Raw genomic sequence first — 18265 nt, 5'->3', positions numbered from 1 at the left:
TAAGGACGAGAAATGTTTGATATTTTTAGAAAAAAGAGCCATTTTTTAGACGAGCTTGGCATAGATAAAAGTAACTGGAGTGAGCTTTTTAGCGCTTGTCTTGGCAGAGCGATGCTGCTTCAAAAGAGATTATTTAAGCAAGTGGTTGAGGCTAGCAAGTGGCAGGCTGACTTTGAAAGTGGCAAAATTTGCTTTGACAAGCAGGAGTTTGATATGCAGCTTATCGGCTCTGAGAGCTTTTCGTCTAACACTTGGCTTTGGGGCTATGAAAATGTAAATGGCTTTGATGAGCGCTTGCTTGGTCTTGCAAACAGGGCGCGTGAGTTTGGTGAGAAATTTGGGCTTGAAGCGTTTAGCACGGCGCAGTTTGAGCTGGACGAAAATGTAAATGGTCATACGCTCAGCATGGTTGCTTGCGTGGCGCTTGGCGAGGAGCTAAGCTATTATAAGATTGATTACGACGGAGGTGCTGCGTACGTGGCATTTAGGGCGGAGACTATCTTTAAAGAGCCAGTTTTAGCAAACGAAGTAGTTAGCGTAGTAAATGAGTGCATAAGCGCCTATGAGCTAGATCACAGGCTTTTTATAAAAGGACTTTTGCTGGGCAGCGAGATAAAATTTAGCGAAAACAAGGATGAGATAGTAGCTAAGCTTAAAGATGAACTTAGCTTCAAATTTGATGATCTAAATAGACTTATAAATATTTCAGGTGCGATTTAGCAATAATTCAGCCATATTTTTGAGCCTAAATTCATACAAAAGGTTTGAAATTTTGTCTGCTGAGCATAAATTTAGTCCAAGATCACTTGCAACCATTTTGTAATAAATTTGAGGATTTTGGCTTAGATCAATAGGTGGTGATTTCGAGCTTTTAGAGAGCTTTTTAGCTCCGTCTAAAAGTAGCTTGTGGTGGATAAATTTAGCATTTAAAAAGCTAAAATTTAGCCTTTTTGCAAGGTATCTTTGAGCTAGCGTGCAAGGCAGCAAGTCCTCGCCTCTAACGACTAAATTTACCCCCATATCCTCATCGTCTATGATACTTGCAAAGTTGTAAGCTGGGGTAAAATCCTTTTTATAAATGACAAAATCGCCCATCTGCGCTGCCACTTGCCTGCCAAGCTCGTCGTTTTCATCCACGCTTAGTCTGATAGCGGTTTTGTCTTTTATAAATTTTAGCTTTTTATCTTTGCAAATTTTAGTGTAAATGCCGTTTTCATAGGCATCTTTGGTAGCTCTTGTGCACTCACAAATGTAAATTTCACCTAGCTTTTCAAGTGCGTTTTCGTATCTTTTGGCTCTTGTTTTGAAGCTAAAATTTTGCTCAAAGTCATCTATACTTTTAGCACCTTTGTCATAGCAAAGCCCCAGAAATTCTAAAACGTCAAAGATATTTTGAACAAATTCGCGCCGGTATCTGCCAAGGTCATAATCATCAATCCTTAAGTGCAAAACGCCGCCCAGTGAGCGCGTCAGAAGATAAGTCAAGATGAAATTGTAGGCGTTGCCAGCGTGTAGGTAGCCACTTGGCGTCGGAGCTATGCGAGAGACTATGCCACCAGATGGTGGCAAATAGTCATTAATCCCTTGGTCTAGCCTCATTTACTCTTAAAGTGCGTCCGCCAAGTTCTTTTTCATTTAGTGCGTCGATCGCCTTTTGGCCCTCGTTCGCGTCGTCCATTTCAACAAAGCCAAAGCCCTTTGAGCGGTCTGTCTCTCTATCTTTTACGATTTTTGCGCGCCTTACTTCACCAAATTGTGCAAAAGCTTCCTTCAACTCTGCCTCTGTCGTTCTATACGACAAATTTCCTACATAAATGTTCACAGGATTATTCCTTAAAAAAATTATCGATCTGATCGATTAGAGAAATAATAGCTTATTTCCGTCAAAAAGATGTAAAAACCAAGAAAAATATTACAAATTTTTAAAAAATATCCTTAAATGCAACAAATCGCAACAGCAAGGTATTATAATATCTATCACTAAACAAAATTTATCCTTAAGTTTAAGTAGAATAATTAAATAAAAAATTACAATTTTTTTATAAACTATTTATAAAGTAAATCATTTTTTACTTTATGGTAAGCCTCTTCGCCAAGCAGATTTTTCACTATAAAAAGCGCAAATTCCATAGAAAAAGCAGGTCCCTTGCCAGTGATGATGTTTTGATCTTTTAGCACGTTTTTATCGCTCACGTAGCCTCTTTTGTCGCTTCTTACATTTTCTTCAAAGCCAGGATAGCAAACAAAATGCTCTTTAAGCACACGAGCTCGCTCAAGCACCATAGGAGCGGCACAAATGGCACAAATTAGCTTACCTTTTTTATCAAATTCTTGCAAAATTTCTCTTAGCTTGGCGTCATTTGCGAGATTTTCTGCACCAGGCAGACCTCCTGGAAGCACGATCGCATCATAGCCTAGCTCCTTCACCTCACGAAGTGTGACATCAGCTTTTACATTTATATTGTGAGCACCCCTGATTTGCGCGTCCTTCAAGCTAGCGATAGATGCTATAGCTCCAGCTCTACGCAAAACATCGACGGAGGTTAGCGCCTCGATCTCCTCAAAACCATCAGCTAGGATTACGGCTACCTTTTTCATAAAATCGTCCTTTCTCGTGTTATCTGTTCGTTAGGATAAATTTTATATAATCAAAGCTTATTTCACAAGAAAGGACAGAGCATGCAAGTAAAAATTATTTACTGCAACTCTTGAAACTATCGTCCGGTAGCTTCTCGTGTAGAAGATGAAATAAAAGCGAACTTTAGTGATGCAAGAGTCGAGTTGGTTGTAGGAGATGGTGGAAATTTCATCGTCGAGGTTGATGGAAACGTTATCTTTTCTAAAAAGGATCGCATCGGAAACGATGAGTCAAGGTTTCCACACGGCGAAGAGATCACAACTCTTATAAACAAATATCTCAAAGAAAAGTCGGCTTAATGCTAACTAGCGGGGCAGGCAACTGCCTCGTTTTATTTTTTTGCCTAAATCCCACTCTCTTTTCTTAGTAAATTTATCTCATCTATTACCATTTGTGGCTTGAGTTCTTTCATGCAAGCATGCGTTTTTAGCGGGCAAACTCGCTTCATACAGGGCATGCAAGCTAAATTTAGATGCACTATCTTTGCAAATTCATTACCCCATGGCGAGGTTTCGCTAAATTTTGTCGGTCCAAAAAGAGCGATCGTTGGCACATGAAAGGCGGCAGCTACGTGCATAGGGCCGCTATCGTTTGTGACGAAAATGCCATTTTTACTAAGCCCAGCTATGCGCTCGCAAAGCTCTTTGACACTGGTTTTGCCAGCCAAATTTTGGCAAGCTACGCCATTTTCTTTTAAAATTTGCTCTATTTTTTCACAAATTTCTTGCTCGCCTTTGCCACCAAAGATAACGATCTCAAACTCATCTTTAAAATTTAGTGCCACCTGTGCAAAGTACTCTGGATACCATCTTTTTGCACTTCCGTAGCTCGCGCCTGGATTTAGAGCTAGTGTTTTTTTAGCTGAAATTTGAGGTGTAAAATGTAGCTTTAGTTGAGTAGAAATTTCGCCCAAGCCAAGGGCATTTTTTACAAAATTTGCATATTTTAGCACCTGATGAAGGATGGTTTTACTCTTTTTAAAGATGGCTTTTTTCTTAGCGTTTATAAAAAATAGCAAAAATTTACTAGCAAATGAGCTTCTAAAGCTAAGAGCTAGATCAAATTTGCCAAGACTTTTTGCACTTTTTGCAAGAGATAAAAGTCTAAATTTAGCCTTTTTGCTCTCATCAACGACTACTTTTTCGCAGTTTGGATGGCTTTTGTAAAGCTCGCAAGCTACAAATGAGCCAAAAAAAACGATTTGTAAATTCTTTTCGTTTTGCACTAAATTTTCGATTGCAGCGCTTGCCATCACGCTATCGCCAAGCCAGGTTGGAAGCTCGATAAAAACTCTCATTTTAAGGCATCTTTTATAACATCAAGCGTAAGAGCGGCGTTTTTTTCGATGCTAAAATTTAAAGAAAGCTCGTAAGCCTTCTCTTGTAGGCTCGCTAAAAGCTCATGGTTTGTGAGAATTTCATCTATAAACTCCAGCGCGCTCTCGTCACTTGGGCTTTGAAGCACAAATTTATCTTCTAAAATCTCGCTAGCGCCATTTTGAGCCGTCGTAAAGACCACGTTTTTAAAGCTAAGTGCCTCCAGTACGACATTTGAAAATGGCTCATAGTGCGTTGGAAAGATAAAAATATCGCTCGCCTCATAAAATTTCGCCGTGCTCTTTTGCTCGCCGACAAAGTAGGCGTTTAGGTCTAGTTTTTTAGCTAGGCGTTTGTAGCTTGAGATGTTTTTGTCTTTGCCTACAATGAGCGTATTTACGGGCGTTTTTAGCTTTGAAGCAAGGAGTAAAAACTCTTTTAGCCCCTTTCTTTTAAAGCCATTTCCCACAAAAAGCAGGGTCGCAAGCTCAAATTTAAGTCCAAATTCCTCACAAAGTGCGAGCTTTGCCTCAGCTTTTTGCACCCTTTGGGGTAAATTTACGCCGTTATAAATGGTCGTGATCTTTTCAGGCTCTATGCCGTAAGTCGCGATGATCTGCTCTTTGATGAAATTTGAGTTTGTGATGATCTTTTGGGAGTTTTTAAAGCACTTTTTCTCTAAGTATGGATAGACGAAATTTAGGGGGTTTAGCCACCAAAAGCTCTTTGTTGCCCTATAAACCTTGTGCACGCCGTCTCCTGCCCTGTAGATATCGGCGCAGCTTACTCGCTCTAGGCTAAAGTAAAACTCGTCCTCTTTTTTTTGGCGTTTTACTTGGCGGTTAAAATTTAGCGCTTTTTTCCAAGAAGATATGCCAGCATCTCCAAGATATGAGCGAATTTCTGTTTGGATATCAAGCTCATTTAGGGCCTTAACAAGCCTTCTTAAGTATCTTTCAGCACCTCCAACTGCGTTTGGATTAGTTCTTAAAAATACTATTTTTTTCATCTATAACTCCTAAAGCCAGTGCCCAGATAAGTAGTATTAATAATTATTAATAAGGCATTTGATTTTTATTTTAAGGGATTTATTTTATCAAAAACAAATAGTAAAATACTTAAAAATAAAATTAAAAAAATTTTAGCTATAATGCCCTAAAAATCGCTAATTTAAGCGATATTGAAGCTAGGAAAAATAATGATAAACATACTTGAGCTTGAAAGCTCTTTAGGATTTGGTGGGCAAGAGCATCGCACGCAGCGTGTGATAAATGGGCTAGATAAGAGCAAATTTAAGGTTTTTTATGGACTAAACTCTGGCTCAAAAAGCCTTGAAAAGCAGATAGAGTGCGAATTTGTCGAGTTTAACCTCAAAAAATCTTTTAATATCTTTGAAATTTTAAAAATTTGCAAATTTGTAAAACAAAATAATATAAAAATCATCTCAACTCACTCAGGCAAAGACGGTACCATAGGCGCGCTTGTGGGCAAAATTTGTGGCGTTAGCGTCGTTCGCACTAGACATTTGCAGCTGCCTATAAGCTCTCCCATACCTTACAACCTAAGCACCAAAGTGGTTGGCGTTTGCAACTCAGTTTGCGCTGATCTTATCAAAAGAGGTGTGAAAAAAGAGAAGGTGCTAAAAATCTACACAGGCATCGACACGCAAAAATACACGCCAGAATTTAAGATAAATATGAAAAAAGAATTTGGCCTAAGTGACGATGTGGTTGGCATTTGCATCGTTGCAGTGCTAAGAGCTGCTAAAAATCATAAGCTTTTAATCGATGCATTTAGCGAGCTAAATTTAGAAAAATCAGCCCTTTTTATCGTGGGCGACGGTCCTCAAAATAAAAATTTACACGAGTATATAAAAGATAAGAAAAATATCTTCATGCTTGGCAACAGAACCGACGTGAGCGACTTTTTGGGCTCGCTTGATATCTGTGTGCTACCTTCAGACATGGAGGCTATCGGTGGGGCGCTACTCGAGGCATCTTCGTGTAAGCTAGCTACTATCGGAAGCGACGTGGGCGGTCTTGGCGAGGCAGTGAGTAATGGCAAAAGTGGATTTTTATTTGAAAATGGCAACAAAGAGGAGCTAAAAAAAGTGCTTGAAAGGCTCATTTTAGATGAAAATTTAAGAAATCAGATGGGTGAATTTGGCAGAGAGTACGTCAAAGAGACATTTAGTATCGAAAAAATGATAGAAAACACACAAAATTTATATATGGAGCTTGTAAAATGAGCGTACCAGTTTTGATGTATCATCACGTGCTTGAAAAGAGCGGATTTATCGCTAGTAGCGTGGATGAGTTTAGATCGCACATGAAATTTCTAGCCGAAAATGGCTATAAAACGTTAAGTATAAATGAATTTATCGCGTACAAAAAGGGTGAGCTTGAGGTTCCTAAAAAGAGTGTTTGCATAACATTTGACGATGGCTGGATGGACAACTACATCTATGCCTATCCTATCGTTAAAGAATTTGGACTAAAAGCAAATATATTTATAATAACTGGCTGGATAGAGGCAGCACAAAAGGCCCATGAGTTGAGGCCTGCTAGCTTTTTAAATGTTGATCACAACGAGTGCAAGAGGCTTGCTCCAAGTAAGCCGCAAGATGTGATCTTAAATTTAGAGCAGATCGAGAAGATGAAGGACTGCTTTTATTTTCATTCGCATACGCACGGGCATTTTGATGGATATTTTGGGCAGCTTAGCTTGGATGAGGAATTTGGTCTTTGCCGTGAGTTTATGAAGAAAAACTTTGGCTTTGAGGATGAGGCACTTTGCTGGCCAAGAGGCAAATATAATGATGAGTATCTAAGTGCTGCTAAAAAGCATGGTTACAAGGCATTTTTCACTACAAAACGCGGCATAAATAAGGCCGATGGCAACTTAGAGGAGATAAAACGCATAGTGACAAAACGCGACGAAAAGTGGCTTAAAAAGACCATGTTTATCTATCAAAATGACTTTTTGGGATCTATTTATGCTTTTCTTAGGAGTTAGAACTAAGCGCTATTTAAAGCTTCTATTTCTAAAGTCTGAGTAAATTTTGCCTATAAAAGGGGTCGAATAGATAAAAAGCTTCTTTTTGATCCTAAAAATGTAGTCGCTCTCGCTCTTTGCGTTGTTTGAGATATCGATACGTCTTATCTTAAATTTATCATCTCCCATGCAAAATCCACCATCTATCACGCTAAAAGCAAAGCCGTAATACTCTTTAACTATCCTTTGCGAAAGCTCGTTAAAATGCCCTTTTGGAAAGCAAAAGCCAAATTCTCTTTTTTCTGGAAATAGCTCTTTTATCTTAGCAAGCGAGCTAGAAAACTCCTCTCTTAGCTTTGCTTCATCGTCACTTCTGCAAGAAAAGTGGCTCGCTGTGTGGCTATCAAACTCAAAGAGCCCACTCTCTTGCATCTGCCTGATCTCATCTAAATTTAAAAAATACTCCGCATCATTGTCGTAGTCGATCTCTTTGTGTTTTTTAAACGAAAAATTGTAATCCTGCCTTTTAAAATCCTTGATCTTATCTGTTATCAAAAAGCAAACGGCTGGGATATTTAGCTCTTTTAAGATGGGATATACAAATTTGTAATTATCAAAATATCCATCATCAAAAGTTAGCAAAATGCTCTTTTTGGAGGCTTTTGACCTGCCAGCAACGATATCTTTAAACTGGCCATAATTTATAAATTGATAACCCTCGTCAAGTGCCATAAGAAGCGCTTTTTTAAATAGCTCTGGCTTAATGGCAAAGTCATTTTCATTGTTATTGCAGTGGTGCATCGTTAGCACGCAAACTGGGTAGTTCATTTTTGCTCCAGTAAATTTCTTATAGCCTCTTTTAGTGCCTTGTGGCTAAAGTTTTCATCCACAAATTTAAAGGCGTTTTGAGAGTAAATTTTGGCTTTTTCAGGCTCATTTATCAGCTCTAAAATGCACTCTTTTAGCGAAATTTCATCTAAATTTCTAGCACAAAGCCCACGCTCTTTATCTTTAACCAGCATGTTCATTGGGGCATTATCATAGACCACGACTGGCACCTTTGAGCTCATCGCCTCAAGTAGTACTGTGCCAAGCCCCTCAGAGTGCGAGGCAAATACATAGATATCAAAGCTTTTTATAACATTTGCTGCGTCATTTCTAAAGCCAGTGAAGACGATCTTATCTTTTTCATCAAACATAGAGGCGATCTGCTCTTTTGTGCCATCACTAATGTTGCCAGAAAATACAATAGTCGCATCCTTTGTCTTTAAAATTTCTTTTGCGGCACTTGCAAAGTCAAAGACCCCTTTCTTGCGGTAAAGTGAGGTGAAAGTACCGATGACTAGCTCATCTTTGGCGATATGAAACTCATCTCTAAAAGTGCTTTTTGTGCTATCAATCTTTTCGACATCAACCGTGCTTGGCATAAAAAAGAGCCTATCTTCGCTAACGCCGATGCTTAGGAGATACTCTTTGACGCTACCTGAGATGTATAAAATTTTGTCAAAAAGCTTTTTATGCATAAATTTAGAAACAAACCCCTTTATAGGGAAAAGGTTGTGTCTTTCTTTATAAAATTTAACGCCTCTTTTACGGTAAAAAAGCCCAGCTATGGCGCCGACCCAGCTATCAGTCGAGCCATGTGTGATCACGACATCTATGTTGTTTGATCTTATCACTTCGCAAAGTGCTGGCACGCTTTTATGAAAATTTTTCTTATTCATCTCGTGCGTGATGACCTTAAATCCATCTTCTTTTGCGATGCTTTCGATCTGCGAATTTGGGTTGCAAAAGAGCATCACTTCATGACCCATTTCACGCATGAAACGCATCTCATTTAGCGTCTTGTTTTGCTCGCCACCCCAGTTAAAAAGCGTCTGCGTATGGAGAATGTTCATTGCACTAGCTCCAAATTTGATCTTATTTTCGTCTTTATCTGCCTCATCTCATCGCTAAAGTCCATTAAAGTCTTCTCGATGCCGTGCTCTTTTATGCCCTCTTTATCGCAAGGCACAAAGTCCCAGTCCTTTTGATATACGATGTGCTTGCCCATGCTTTGGATGCCATTTTGCGCTGTGTAGCCATTTTGCATCAAGCTATTATCCCAAGGTCCCCATTCAAAAGCATTGCTTGGGCCAAAAAAGGCGATCACAGGTACGTCATTTGCTGCGGCTATATGCATGATGGCAGTATCGACGCCGATAAAGAGACTTGAGCGCTTTGAGAGGGCGATCATTTGTTTGAGGCTTAGCTTGCCACCTAAATTTATAGGCTCGCTTTTGCAAATTTTTAGCACATTTGCAAGCTTATTTAGCTCATTTTCTTTGTTGTCACTTGTTAGCACGACCTTTACGCCAAGCTCATTTTCGCAGTAGTCGATGAGCTCTGCCATGCTCTCGTCGTTTGCGCATTTAAACATCCAGCGGCTTGTTAGATGCACGTGCACAAAGCGTTTTGGTAAATTTAGATACTCCACGCTCTCATCTGAAAAGACGCTCACTTTTTTGCTAACCGGCTCAAAGCCCAAAGCCCTTAGCGCGTTTAAATTTAGATCAACCGTATGAGAGAAATTTTCGTAGTATTTTGCCTTTACGCTTAAAAGCTTGTTTATCGCCTTGTGCTTGCCTAAAAAGCCAACTATTTTTTTTATCTTGGCGTATTTTGAGATGATGACGCCGCGGTCTCCAGTGGTCGTTTGCACCGCCATATCGTACTTCTCTTTTTTGATAGCTCTTATAAATTTTAGCTCGGTCATTAGCTTTTTAAAAAAACCAGAATTTGCACTTTGCCTATCATAAATGTGGATTTTATTTATATAAGGATTGCCTTCTATCATCGCTTCTGTGCCTTTGTTTAGGGCAAAGTCGATGGTCGCGTCTGGGTAGTAGTGGTGCAAATTTTCAATGAGCGGTGTTGTTAAAAGCACGTCGCCGATGTTTCTAAATTTAATCACAAGTATTTTCATTTTATATATTTCCAAAATGTGTACTGGGCGTAAAGTCTAGCGATAACGTAGCCAGCAAAGCCCTCTTTGAAGCCACCTTTTAGCACGTAAAGCTTAAAAAATGTCCAAGTTGGGCTTGTAAGCGCCTTTAGCAAATTTCTTTTTGCGCCCATGCTCGAGTAGCGATTTTGCTTGGCGATAAACTGCTCGATGCTCTCATACGCGTAGTGCAAGAAGTGATTTTTAAGCGCGCCAAGCCTTTGCGAGCCGTCATTTAAAACGACCTTTTCATGCACAGCTCTGCCATCAAATTTGGCAAAATTTTTGTTAAAAAGCCTCACCGTGTAGTCTGGATATAGCCCCATGTTTTTTATCGCTTTGCCAAAGAAAAAATTTAGTCTAGCAACGTTGTAAGCCATAAATTTAGGCTCTTTTAGCGTGCTAATAATCTCTTTTTTAAGCTCGCCTGTTATCACCTCATCGCTATCAAGCACAAAGACCCACTCGTTTTTGGCTAGATCCACGCCCTTTTGCTTTTGCGCGCCAAATCCAAGCCAAGCTTGCTCGTGAAATTTCACATTACTAAAGCCATCACAAATTTGCCTTGTGTTATCTTTTGAGCCGCTATCAACCACGATTATCTCATCAGCAAATTTAGCGCTCTCTAACACCTCTTTTAGGTACTTTTCGCTATTAAAAGTCAAAATGACAACGCTTAGCATTTGTACTCATTTTCGTAAAATCTCTTAAATCTTTGGTGAAACCAAAAGTACTCTTCTGGCCTTGCTCTAACCATCTCTTCGCACGCACTGCACTGCATCTGCGTCACTTTTTGCACGGCATCTTCTTTGTCAAACATGCTTATATCTATTGGCTCTTCAAAGCAAATTTCATTTAAATTTTCACCTTTTTGGTAGATAAATGCGTTTATGATTAAAGCATTTGTCTTTTGCGCTAGCACGCTTGCCGCTGGCGTATGAAGCACATCTTTGCCAAAAAACTGCACCTTTATACCCTCTTTTGGTGCCGTGTTTTGATCGACTAAAATTCCTACTATCCGCCTAGCTTTTAGCGCTTTTAAGATATCTTTTGCGCCGCCATCCTTATCGATGAGCTCCACGTCAAACTGCGATCTGTTTGCTCTTAAAATTTTATCCATGACGCTGCTATCAAGCTTTCTGCCAAGCACTGAAGATGGCCCAAAATGAGCTGCGACAGCTAGGCCAAATATCTCCCACTGCCCAAAATGCGCCGTTGTGACGATGATAGGCCGACCAGACTTCATCGCATCAAGCAAAAAGTGCTCATTTTTAAAAACAACTTGCTTAAGTATCTTTTGCTTTGTCGTGTTTTGATTGAGGATGAAATTTATACCAAGATATTTTGCAAAGTTGTAGTAGCATTTTTTAGCGATATCTAGCTTCTCTTCTTTAGTTTTTGTCTCGCCAAATGCAAGGTCTAAATTTGTCATCACGACATGAAAACGCTTTTTTTTAAGCTTCATAAACGCAAATGCTAAAAATTTAGCAAGCATGTTTTGAAGCGAGCTTGGCATTATAAATATAAGAAATTTCAAAGTATAAAAGCCAGCTAGATAGAGCCTATCCATTTAGCAGCCTTTTTGCGAAATTTGCAACCGTTTCAGGGTAAATTTCTCTTATGCAAAAGTCGTTTTTATCGATACTTCTAGCATCTATTTGCTTGCCCATATCAACAACTAAGTTTTTGTCCGTGACGTAGGCATTGCGGTGGCTTGGTCGGTTGCCAAAAAGCGTGATAGAAGGCCTATTTACAGCCCATGCAAGGTGTGTTAGACCGCTATCATTGCCGATTACTAGATCGCAGCTCGCGATAAAATCTATCATATCTTTTATGCTTAGCTTTTCAAGCAGTTTTGCAGAGGTGCCTGAAATGATCGTCTCAGCCCTTGTCTTTTCGCTCTCACTCCCGTAGCAAAGGTAAATTTCGCAACCATCAAGCAGTCTGATCACATCTTTAAATTTGTCATAAATTTTACTCTCTTCACTTGCAAAAGCAGCGATCAATACGCGTTTTTTGTCGCTTTCATTTTTAAATTTTTTGCAAATTTCAAAGCAGGGCGATTTTTTTAAAATTTCACCTCTATCAAAGCCAAAATTTAGAGCATATCCAACAAGGCTTAGGTTTCTAACTATGATATTTTCGTTGTAGTCGATCTTAAATTTATGCCTATAAAGCCTGGCTGCAATCTTTTCTTTGACGCTTTCTCTGCTAAAGCCGTAAATTTCTTTGCCAAGTAGTTTTGCGACGACGGCTGATTTAAAAAGCCCTTGCAAGTCGATGATCTTGTCAAAATTGCCAAGCGTTTTTATGATCTTGTAGCTTTTTTTAAAGCTCTCTTTAAGCGGCAAAACGACTAGCTCGTCGATTAGGGGATGATCTTTTAAAAGGCTTGCAAAACGGGCATCAACGAGCCATGTGATGTGAGCATTTGGGCAGTGCTTTTTGATAAACTGAAGCACAATGGCTGCGTGCACGATGTCCCCAAGAGCGGAGAGCTTGACGATGGCTATTTTTAGTTGATTTTTATCTTGCATTGGCTACTTTAAATATAAATTTTTGGTATGATTTTAAAAAAAAATGCTTAAAAAAGGGCTAAAATGGCGAAAAGTTACATCTGTGTCTTTGACTGCGAGACGATACCTGATGCAAATTTGATAAGAAAAATTTACGGCATCGATGGGAGCGACGAAGATGTGAGCGTGCAGGCGATGGCCTTGCAAAAAGAGGCCAGTGGGAGTGAGTTTTTGCCTGTGATGTTTCATAGAGTGGTCGCGATCTCTGCGGTGATGGCCGATGAGTACGGCAAATTTTTAAAAGTTAGCACGATGGAGGGTAAGGACGAGCGTGAGATCATCGCTAAATTTTTAAAATTTATAAATGATTATAACCCAAGGCTTGTTAGCTTTAATGGCCGTGGCTTTGACCTGCCGATGATAATGGTGCGTGCGATGCGATACAACCTAAATGCGGCGGCTTATTACGAGAGCGAGAACAAAGAGCTAAACAAAAATAAATGGGAAAATTATAGGGCAAGGTATTCGCCTAAATTTCACCTTGATCTGCTTGATTTTATAAGCGATTTTGGAAGTGTTAGAGGGCTAAAGCTTGATACACTTTGTGCTAGCTTAAATTTACCAGGTAAATACGACGTGCACGGCGATCAGGTGCTTGAACTTTACTACGCAGGCGAGCTTGGTAAGATAAACGAATACTGCGAAAGCGACGTGCTCAACACATACTGGCTCTTTTTGAAATTTGAGCTTTTGCAGGCAAATATCTTGCAAGATGACTACATAAATCACCTAAATGTGATGAGTGAATTTCTAGCTAAAAACTGCGCTCACATGGGATATAGTGAGGTCTTTTGCTCTGCGATAAGCGACGAGCTAGCAAGGTTTAGCGGACAGCTAGACTACGAGATAAAGGTAGATAAAGAGGCTTTGAAATTTAGCGAATTTGATGATGTAAGGCCGATTAGCAAAGAGGAGCTAAACCGCGATATGCTAGGCGGTTTGCTTAAAAAAGCAAGCGATCTAAAGCCAAAAGAGCCAAAGAGTAAGACACTTTTTGAAGAGAAAGTGCCTGAGATAAATTTAGACGACGAATAAGCCAAAATGAAAGGAAAAATATGAAAATTTTAGTAACTGGAACAGCAGGATTTATAGGATTTCACCTTGCAAATGCCCTTGTGGCGCGCGGAGATGAGGTTGTTGGATATGACGTGATAAATGACTATTACGACGTAAATTTAAAGCTTGCACGCCTAAAAACGGCTGGTTTTGACGTGAGCGAGATAGACTACGGCAAGCTTATCACCTCAAAAACACATGCAAATTTAAAATTTATAAAAGCAGACCTTGCTGATGAAAAGACGATGAAAGAGCTTTTTACTAAAGAAAAATTTGATGTAGTGGTAAATTTAGCCGCACAAGCTGGCGTTCGCTACTCGCTCATAAACCCAAAAGCCTACATCGACAGCAACATCACAGGCTTTATGAACATCCTCGAGTGCTGCCGCCACAATGAGATCAAAAACCTAGTCTATGCAAGCTCTAGCTCGGTTTATGGCTTAAATGAAAACATGCCATTTTCTACGCACGAGGGGGTCAATCACCCTATAAGCCTCTATGCAGCGACTAAAAAGAGCAACGAGATGATGGCGCACACTTATAGCCACCTATTTAACGTGCCAACGACTGGACTTCGCTTTTTTACGGTTTATGGACCATGGGGACGCCCTGATATGGCGCTATTTTTATTTGTTGATGCGGCACTTAAAGATAAAACCATCGACGTCTTTAACTACGGCAAGATGAAGCGCGACTTTACCTATGTGGACGACATCGTAAAGGGCATTATTAAGTGCATCGACAACCCTGCTAAGCCAAACCCAGCTTGGGACGCAAAGCACCCAGATCCTGCCACCTCAAAGGCGCCGTTTAAGGTCTATAATATCGGCAACAACAGCCCAGTCGAGCTCATGGACTACATCAAGGCAGTTGAGATAAAGATCGGCCGTGAGATCAAGAAAAATTTTCTCCCACTTCAAGCAGGAGACGTCCCAGCGACATTTGCAGATGTGAGTGATTTGGTGGCTGACTTTGACTACAAGCCAAACACAAAAGTAAACGACGGCGTGGCTAAATTTGTCGAGTGGTATAGCGAGTTTTACGGGATCAAAATTTAAATGAGACGTTGCGAGTGGGCCAAGGGCGAGATTGATATAGCCTACCACGATAATGAGTGGGGCAAAGTCATAAAAGATGATAGAAAATTTTTTGAGATGATAGTTTTGGAGGGCTTTCAAGCAGGACTTTCGTGGCATGGAGTGCTTCAAAAAAGAGAGGCTATGAGAGCTGCATTTGACGGCTTTGATCCTGAAAAGATCAAGCTTTATGGCGAGGCTGAGATAGCTAAATTTATGCAAAACGAAGGGCTAATACGCAATAGACTAAAACTAAAATCGCTTGCCACAAACGCCCTTGCATTTTTATCCGTAACGCAAGAATTTGGCAGCTTTTATGACTATTTGTGGGGGCATTTGCTAAAGAAATTTGACCCCAAATTTGACGGCAAACAGATCATCAATCACTATCAAGATATCAAACAAGTGCCGGCAACTACGCCGATGTCTGACTTTGTGGCAAAGGAGCTAAAAAAGCGAGGGTTTAAGTTTCTAGGCTCTGTTAGCACCTATGCCTTTTTACAAAGCGTGGGCGTGGTGGATGATCATATGGACTATTGTTTTTGTAAGTACAAGGCTTGATTAGAATAATTTTTGCACTTTTGGTGCTTTTAAATTTTGCATTTTCTCTTGAACTGCTGCGCCTTAGCGAATTTAAAGATCAAAACGTCAGTGGCTGGCTAGCTAGCGAGAAGTTTGATGGCGTGCGTGCCTACTGGGACGGAGAGAATTTGCTCTCAAGGCAGGGCAAAAAGTTAAATGCACCGCTAAGTTTTACTAAAAATTTCCCTAAATTTGCACTTGACGGTGAGCTTTATGCAAAGGAGCTTAAATTTGAAGAGATTCAAGCAAGCGTGATGGATAAGCTGCCAGATGAAAAGGCGTGGGGCAGGCTTAAATTTCACATTTTTGACGTGCCAGAGGCGAGCGGCGGACTACTTACCAGACTGGAAATTTTGGCTAAATTTCTAAAAAATGAGCCAAATGACAATTTAATCATCATAAAGCAGATAAAAATGCGCGATAACGCTCAATTTTTAAAATTTACTGAGGAGATTATCTTAAATGGCGGCGAAGGAGCTGTGGTGCGTGAGCCAAATGCGCCATACGAGCGAAAACGAAGTAAAAATGCGCTCAAATTTAAGAAATTTAAAGACGCCGAGTGTGAGGTTATCGCCGTAAATAAAGGCAGCGGCAAATACGCCAATTTTGCCGGTTCGCTTACCTGCAAGGCACTTGGAGGCAAAGATGATAAAGAAAAAGCTGGCGAGCCAAAAGAGGGCACTATCTTTAAAATAGGCTCAGGACTAAGCGATAAAAACCGTCAAGATCCACCAAAGATAGGCTCTATCATCACATATAAATTTCAAAATTTAACCGCCAATGGCAAGCCAAGATTTCCTATATTTTTAAGGGTCAGAGAGGATTAAATTTCGTCCGCAATCTCTTTTAACGCCCTAAAAGAGTCAAGCTGCACCCTTTCATCAAAGATAAAGCTTTGAGCCATGATCTCATCGACTTCAAGTCTGTTTTGAAACTCTAAAATTTGCTCTTTAACGCTTTGCTTTGAGCCTATAAAAGAGCACGCCATCATCTCTTCTGTGACGCTTCTTTCTCTATTTTTTAGCTCTATTTTTCTAAAGTCGATCGGCCCAAAATGTGGAGCTTCTATGCCCGTTTTGCCAACCATGGCAAAGACCTCGTCGTTATCCCTTTTTGGTGGCTGCAAATACTCTTTTTCGCCAGTTACTACGTTTAAGAAAAACTGCGTTTGCGTAGTTGCCAAACTCTTCGCTATTTCGTCACTTTGGGCTATTATCGCATTTGCTCCTGCGATGACATAGGGCGCTTTTAAAAAGGGCGATGGTTTGAAATTTTGACGATAAATTTCTACCGCTTTTTCTAGCGCACGTGGTGCAAAGTGCGACGCAAAGGCATAAGGCAGGCCAAACTCAGCCGCCACGTATGCGCTATATATGCTTGAGCCAAGTATGTAAATAGGCGGAAAATTTTGAACTTTTGGATAGGCTTTTACGGCTCTTTTGGCGTTAAAATAGTCCATTAATTCGTTTATTTGCATATCAAATTCCACCTCTCTTGCGCCTCGTCTAAGCACTGCAGCTGTCTCTTGGTCAGTCCCTGGAGCTCTGCCAAGCCCAAGATCGACGCGGTTTGGAAATAGCGTCTCAAGAGTGGCATACTGCTCGGCGATGGAGTAGGGGCTGTGGTTTGGTAGCATCACGCCGCCAGAGCCTACACGCAGGCTCTTTGTATGCTCTAAGATGTGCGCGATGATGAGCTGCGTGGCTGAGCTTGCTAAATTTCTCATGTTGTGATGCTCTGCGACCCAGTAGCGCTTTATGCCGATATCTTCGGCAAAAATAGCTAGTCTAACGGCTGCATCTATGGCTTCTTTTGCGTCACCGCCTTGTTTTATCGGTAGTAAATTTAAGATCGAGACATTCATTTTTTATCCTTTTTTATTTTGTAGATGAGAGATTATAAAGATTAAATTTAAAATAAATTGTAAGTCTATTTTAAATTTATAAAGGCAAAGACCTATCCACGCAGCCTTCAAGCAAAATTTAAAAACTAACCTTGCTTTACTTTTGCTTTACTCTATTTTTGATAAAATTACACACTTTTAATGAAAGGCTTAAACTTGAAAATTTTAGTAACAGGTGGAGCTGGATACATCGGCAGCCACGTAGTAAAAGCACTTTTAAAGCAAGGCAAAGATGAGATAACCATCATCGACAATCTCTGCAAGGGCTCACAAAAAGCACTTGAGGCACTCCAAAAGATAGGAAATTTTAAATTTATAAATGCAAATTTAGAAGATGATCTAAGTGAAATTTTCGCAAATGGCAAATTTGATGCGATCATCCATTTTGCAGCGTTTATAGAGGTCTTTGAGAGTATGAGCGAACCGCTAAAATACTATCTAAACAACACCGCAAACGTCGCAAGGGTGCTAAAATACGCAAAAACTTACAATGTAAATAAATTTATATTTAGCTCAACTGCCGCAGTTTATGGCGAGCCAGACGTGGCGGAGGTGAGCGAGACAACGCCTACAAACCCGATAAATCCATACGGCAGAAGCAAGCTAATGAGCGAGCAGATCATCAAAGACTATGCCGCTTCAAATGAAAATTTCAAATTTGCGATTTTGCGCTATTTTAACGTCGCAGGTGCAGACGAGGAGGGGCTTATCGGTCAAAACTATCCAAACGCCACGCACCTTATCAAAGTAGCCGTTCAAACAGCCCTTGGCAAGCGCGATAGCATGGGTATCTTTGGCGATGACTACGCGACAAAAGATGGCACATGCGTTAGAGACTACATCCACGTTAGCGACCTAGCAGACGCCCACATCAGCGCACTTGATTACATCAGTCAAAATGGTAGCGAAACTTTTAACGTGGGATATGGTAGGGGATTTAGCGTAAAAGAGGTCATCGAGACTGCAAAAAAAGTAAGTGGAGTAAATTTTAAAGTGCTAAATGCGCCAAGAAGGGACGGCGACCCAGCTATCCTCATCTCAAACGCAAGCAAACTACGCTCACTAACAAGTTGGAGGCCAAAAAGAGACGATCTAGCGCTCATCATAAAAACTGCCCTTGAGTGGGAAAAAAGAATTTAAG

At 40.3% G+C, this 18265-nt stretch carries 21 protein-coding genes; 9 read left to right on the top strand and 12 right to left on the bottom strand.

Annotation, left to right across the window (positions count from 1 at the left end):
* Nucleotides 1-12 precede the first annotated feature (12 nt).
* A complete protein-coding gene (locus tag CYP84_RS08160) occupies nt 13-720 on the top strand; it encodes a DUF6882 domain-containing protein (RefSeq protein WP_103637219.1) in 708 nt (235 codons plus the stop codon).
* Here CYP84_RS08160 and CYP84_RS08155 read toward each other — a convergent pair.
* The 3 genes from CYP84_RS08155 to CYP84_RS08145 form a co-directional block, all read right to left on the bottom strand.
* Nucleotides 706-1599 (bottom strand): glutamate--tRNA ligase family protein, encoded by an 894-nt coding sequence (locus CYP84_RS08155; protein WP_103637218.1) that lies wholly within the window; start codon nt 1597-1599, stop codon nt 706-708. The two genes, CYP84_RS08160 and CYP84_RS08155, sit on opposite strands and share 15 nt — an antisense overlap.
* On the bottom strand, nt 1577-1822 hold the full coding sequence (locus CYP84_RS08150; protein ID WP_009294719.1) for an RNA recognition motif domain-containing protein: 246 nt from the start codon (nt 1820-1822) through the stop codon (nt 1577-1579). The genes CYP84_RS08155 and CYP84_RS08150 overlap by 23 nt, the downstream gene beginning before the upstream one ends.
* A 224-nt stretch (nt 1823-2046) precedes the next feature.
* On the bottom strand, nt 2047-2598 hold the full coding sequence (locus CYP84_RS08145) for a DJ-1 family glyoxalase III (protein WP_103637217.1): 552 nt from the start codon (nt 2596-2598) through the stop codon (nt 2047-2049).
* A gap of 81 nt (nt 2599-2679) precedes the next feature.
* On the opposite strand from CYP84_RS08145, the gene CYP84_RS08140 reads away from it, so the two are divergent.
* Entirely contained in the window at nt 2680-2937 is a 258-nt protein-coding gene (locus CYP84_RS08140; protein ID WP_257639680.1) for a SelT/SelW/SelH family (seleno)protein, read from the top strand.
* 44 nt (nt 2938-2981) lie between these two features.
* On the opposite strand, the gene waaF is transcribed toward CYP84_RS08140, so the two are convergent.
* A complete protein-coding gene (waaF, locus tag CYP84_RS08135; protein ID WP_103637216.1) occupies nt 2982-3935 on the bottom strand; it encodes a lipopolysaccharide heptosyltransferase II in 954 nt (317 codons plus the stop codon).
* Complete coding sequence (locus tag CYP84_RS08130) at nt 3932-4963, bottom strand: glycosyltransferase family 4 protein (protein WP_103637215.1); 1032 nt, start codon at nt 4961-4963, stop codon at nt 3932-3934. The genes waaF and CYP84_RS08130 overlap by 4 nt, the downstream gene beginning before the upstream one ends.
* A gap of 189 nt (nt 4964-5152) precedes the next feature.
* Here CYP84_RS08130 and CYP84_RS08125 point away from each other — a divergent pair, with 189 nt between their 5' ends.
* Both CYP84_RS08125 and CYP84_RS08120 read left to right on the top strand, forming a co-directional pair.
* Entirely contained in the window at nt 5153-6202 is a 1050-nt protein-coding gene (locus tag CYP84_RS08125; RefSeq protein ID WP_103637214.1) for a glycosyltransferase family 4 protein, read from the top strand.
* Nucleotides 6199-6969, top strand: coding sequence for a polysaccharide deacetylase family protein (locus CYP84_RS08120; RefSeq protein WP_103637213.1), 771 nt, complete (start codon nt 6199-6201; stop codon nt 6967-6969). The genes CYP84_RS08125 and CYP84_RS08120 overlap by 4 nt, the downstream gene beginning before the upstream one ends.
* Nucleotides 6970-6978: 9 nt before the next feature.
* On the opposite strand, the gene CYP84_RS08115 is transcribed toward CYP84_RS08120, so the two are convergent.
* Genes CYP84_RS08115 through waaC form a run of 6 tightly spaced genes read right to left on the bottom strand, consistent with a single transcriptional unit; the run spans nt 6979 to nt 12468 of the window.
* Nucleotides 6979-7776, bottom strand: a complete 798-nt coding sequence (locus CYP84_RS08115; protein WP_103637212.1) for a polysaccharide deacetylase family protein — start codon at nt 7774-7776, stop codon at nt 6979-6981.
* Nucleotides 7773-8846: a glycosyltransferase family 4 protein gene (locus tag CYP84_RS08110; protein WP_103637211.1), complete on the bottom strand. Its 1074-nt coding sequence runs from the start codon at nt 8844-8846 to the stop codon at nt 7773-7775. The genes CYP84_RS08115 and CYP84_RS08110 overlap by 4 nt, the downstream gene beginning before the upstream one ends.
* The gene (gene rfaQ / locus CYP84_RS08105; RefSeq protein ID WP_103637210.1) at nt 8843-9913 is read right to left on the bottom strand and encodes a putative lipopolysaccharide heptosyltransferase III; all 1071 of its coding nucleotides are present in this window, start codon (nt 9911-9913) and stop codon (nt 8843-8845) included. The genes CYP84_RS08110 and rfaQ overlap by 4 nt, the downstream gene beginning before the upstream one ends.
* Nucleotides 9910-10614: a glycosyltransferase family 2 protein gene (locus CYP84_RS08100; protein ID WP_103637209.1), complete on the bottom strand. Its 705-nt coding sequence runs from the start codon at nt 10612-10614 to the stop codon at nt 9910-9912. The genes rfaQ and CYP84_RS08100 overlap by 4 nt, the downstream gene beginning before the upstream one ends.
* A complete protein-coding gene (locus tag CYP84_RS08095) occupies nt 10608-11501 on the bottom strand; it encodes a lipid A biosynthesis lauroyl acyltransferase (protein ID WP_103637208.1) in 894 nt (297 codons plus the stop codon). Before CYP84_RS08095 ends, CYP84_RS08100 begins: the two co-directional genes overlap by 7 nt.
* Nucleotides 11494-12468: a lipopolysaccharide heptosyltransferase I gene (gene waaC / locus CYP84_RS08090; protein ID WP_103637207.1), complete on the bottom strand. Its 975-nt coding sequence runs from the start codon at nt 12466-12468 to the stop codon at nt 11494-11496. The genes CYP84_RS08095 and waaC overlap by 8 nt, the downstream gene beginning before the upstream one ends.
* 63 nt (nt 12469-12531) lie before the next feature.
* On the opposite strand from waaC, the gene CYP84_RS08085 reads away from it, so the two are divergent.
* Genes CYP84_RS08085 through CYP84_RS08070 form a run of 4 tightly spaced genes read left to right on the top strand, consistent with a single transcriptional unit; the run spans nt 12532 to nt 16048 of the window.
* The gene (locus tag CYP84_RS08085) at nt 12532-13542 is read left to right on the top strand and encodes a 3'-5' exonuclease (protein ID WP_103637206.1); all 1011 of its coding nucleotides are present in this window, start codon (nt 12532-12534) and stop codon (nt 13540-13542) included.
* A 20-nt stretch (nt 13543-13562) separates the two neighbouring features.
* Nucleotides 13563-14621, top strand: a complete 1059-nt coding sequence (locus CYP84_RS08080) for an NAD-dependent epimerase (RefSeq protein WP_103637205.1) — start codon at nt 13563-13565, stop codon at nt 14619-14621.
* Entirely contained in the window at nt 14622-15200 is a 579-nt protein-coding gene (locus CYP84_RS08075) for a DNA-3-methyladenine glycosylase I (RefSeq protein ID WP_103637204.1), read from the top strand.
* On the top strand, nt 15200-16048 hold the full coding sequence (locus tag CYP84_RS08070; RefSeq protein ID WP_103637228.1) for a DNA ligase: 849 nt from the start codon (nt 15200-15202) through the stop codon (nt 16046-16048). The genes CYP84_RS08075 and CYP84_RS08070 overlap by 1 nt, the downstream gene beginning before the upstream one ends.
* On the opposite strand, the gene CYP84_RS08065 is transcribed toward CYP84_RS08070, so the two are convergent.
* A complete protein-coding gene (locus CYP84_RS08065; RefSeq protein ID WP_103637203.1) occupies nt 16045-17085 on the bottom strand; it encodes an LLM class flavin-dependent oxidoreductase in 1041 nt (346 codons plus the stop codon). The two genes, CYP84_RS08070 and CYP84_RS08065, sit on opposite strands and share 4 nt — an antisense overlap.
* A 195-nt stretch (nt 17086-17280) precedes the next feature.
* Between CYP84_RS08065 and galE the strand changes: the two genes are divergently transcribed.
* Nucleotides 17281-18264, top strand: coding sequence for a UDP-glucose 4-epimerase GalE (gene galE, locus CYP84_RS08060; protein WP_103590479.1), 984 nt, complete (start codon nt 17281-17283; stop codon nt 18262-18264).
* Nucleotide 18265: the final 1 nt, after the last annotated feature.

The sequence above is a fragment of the Campylobacter concisus genome (assembly GCF_002912425.1).
Taxonomy (GTDB): domain Bacteria; phylum Campylobacterota; class Campylobacteria; order Campylobacterales; family Campylobacteraceae; genus Campylobacter_A; species Campylobacter_A concisus_AH.
Note: the sequence above shows the minus strand (reverse complement) of the source record. Positions and strands in the feature narration are given on the sequence as shown.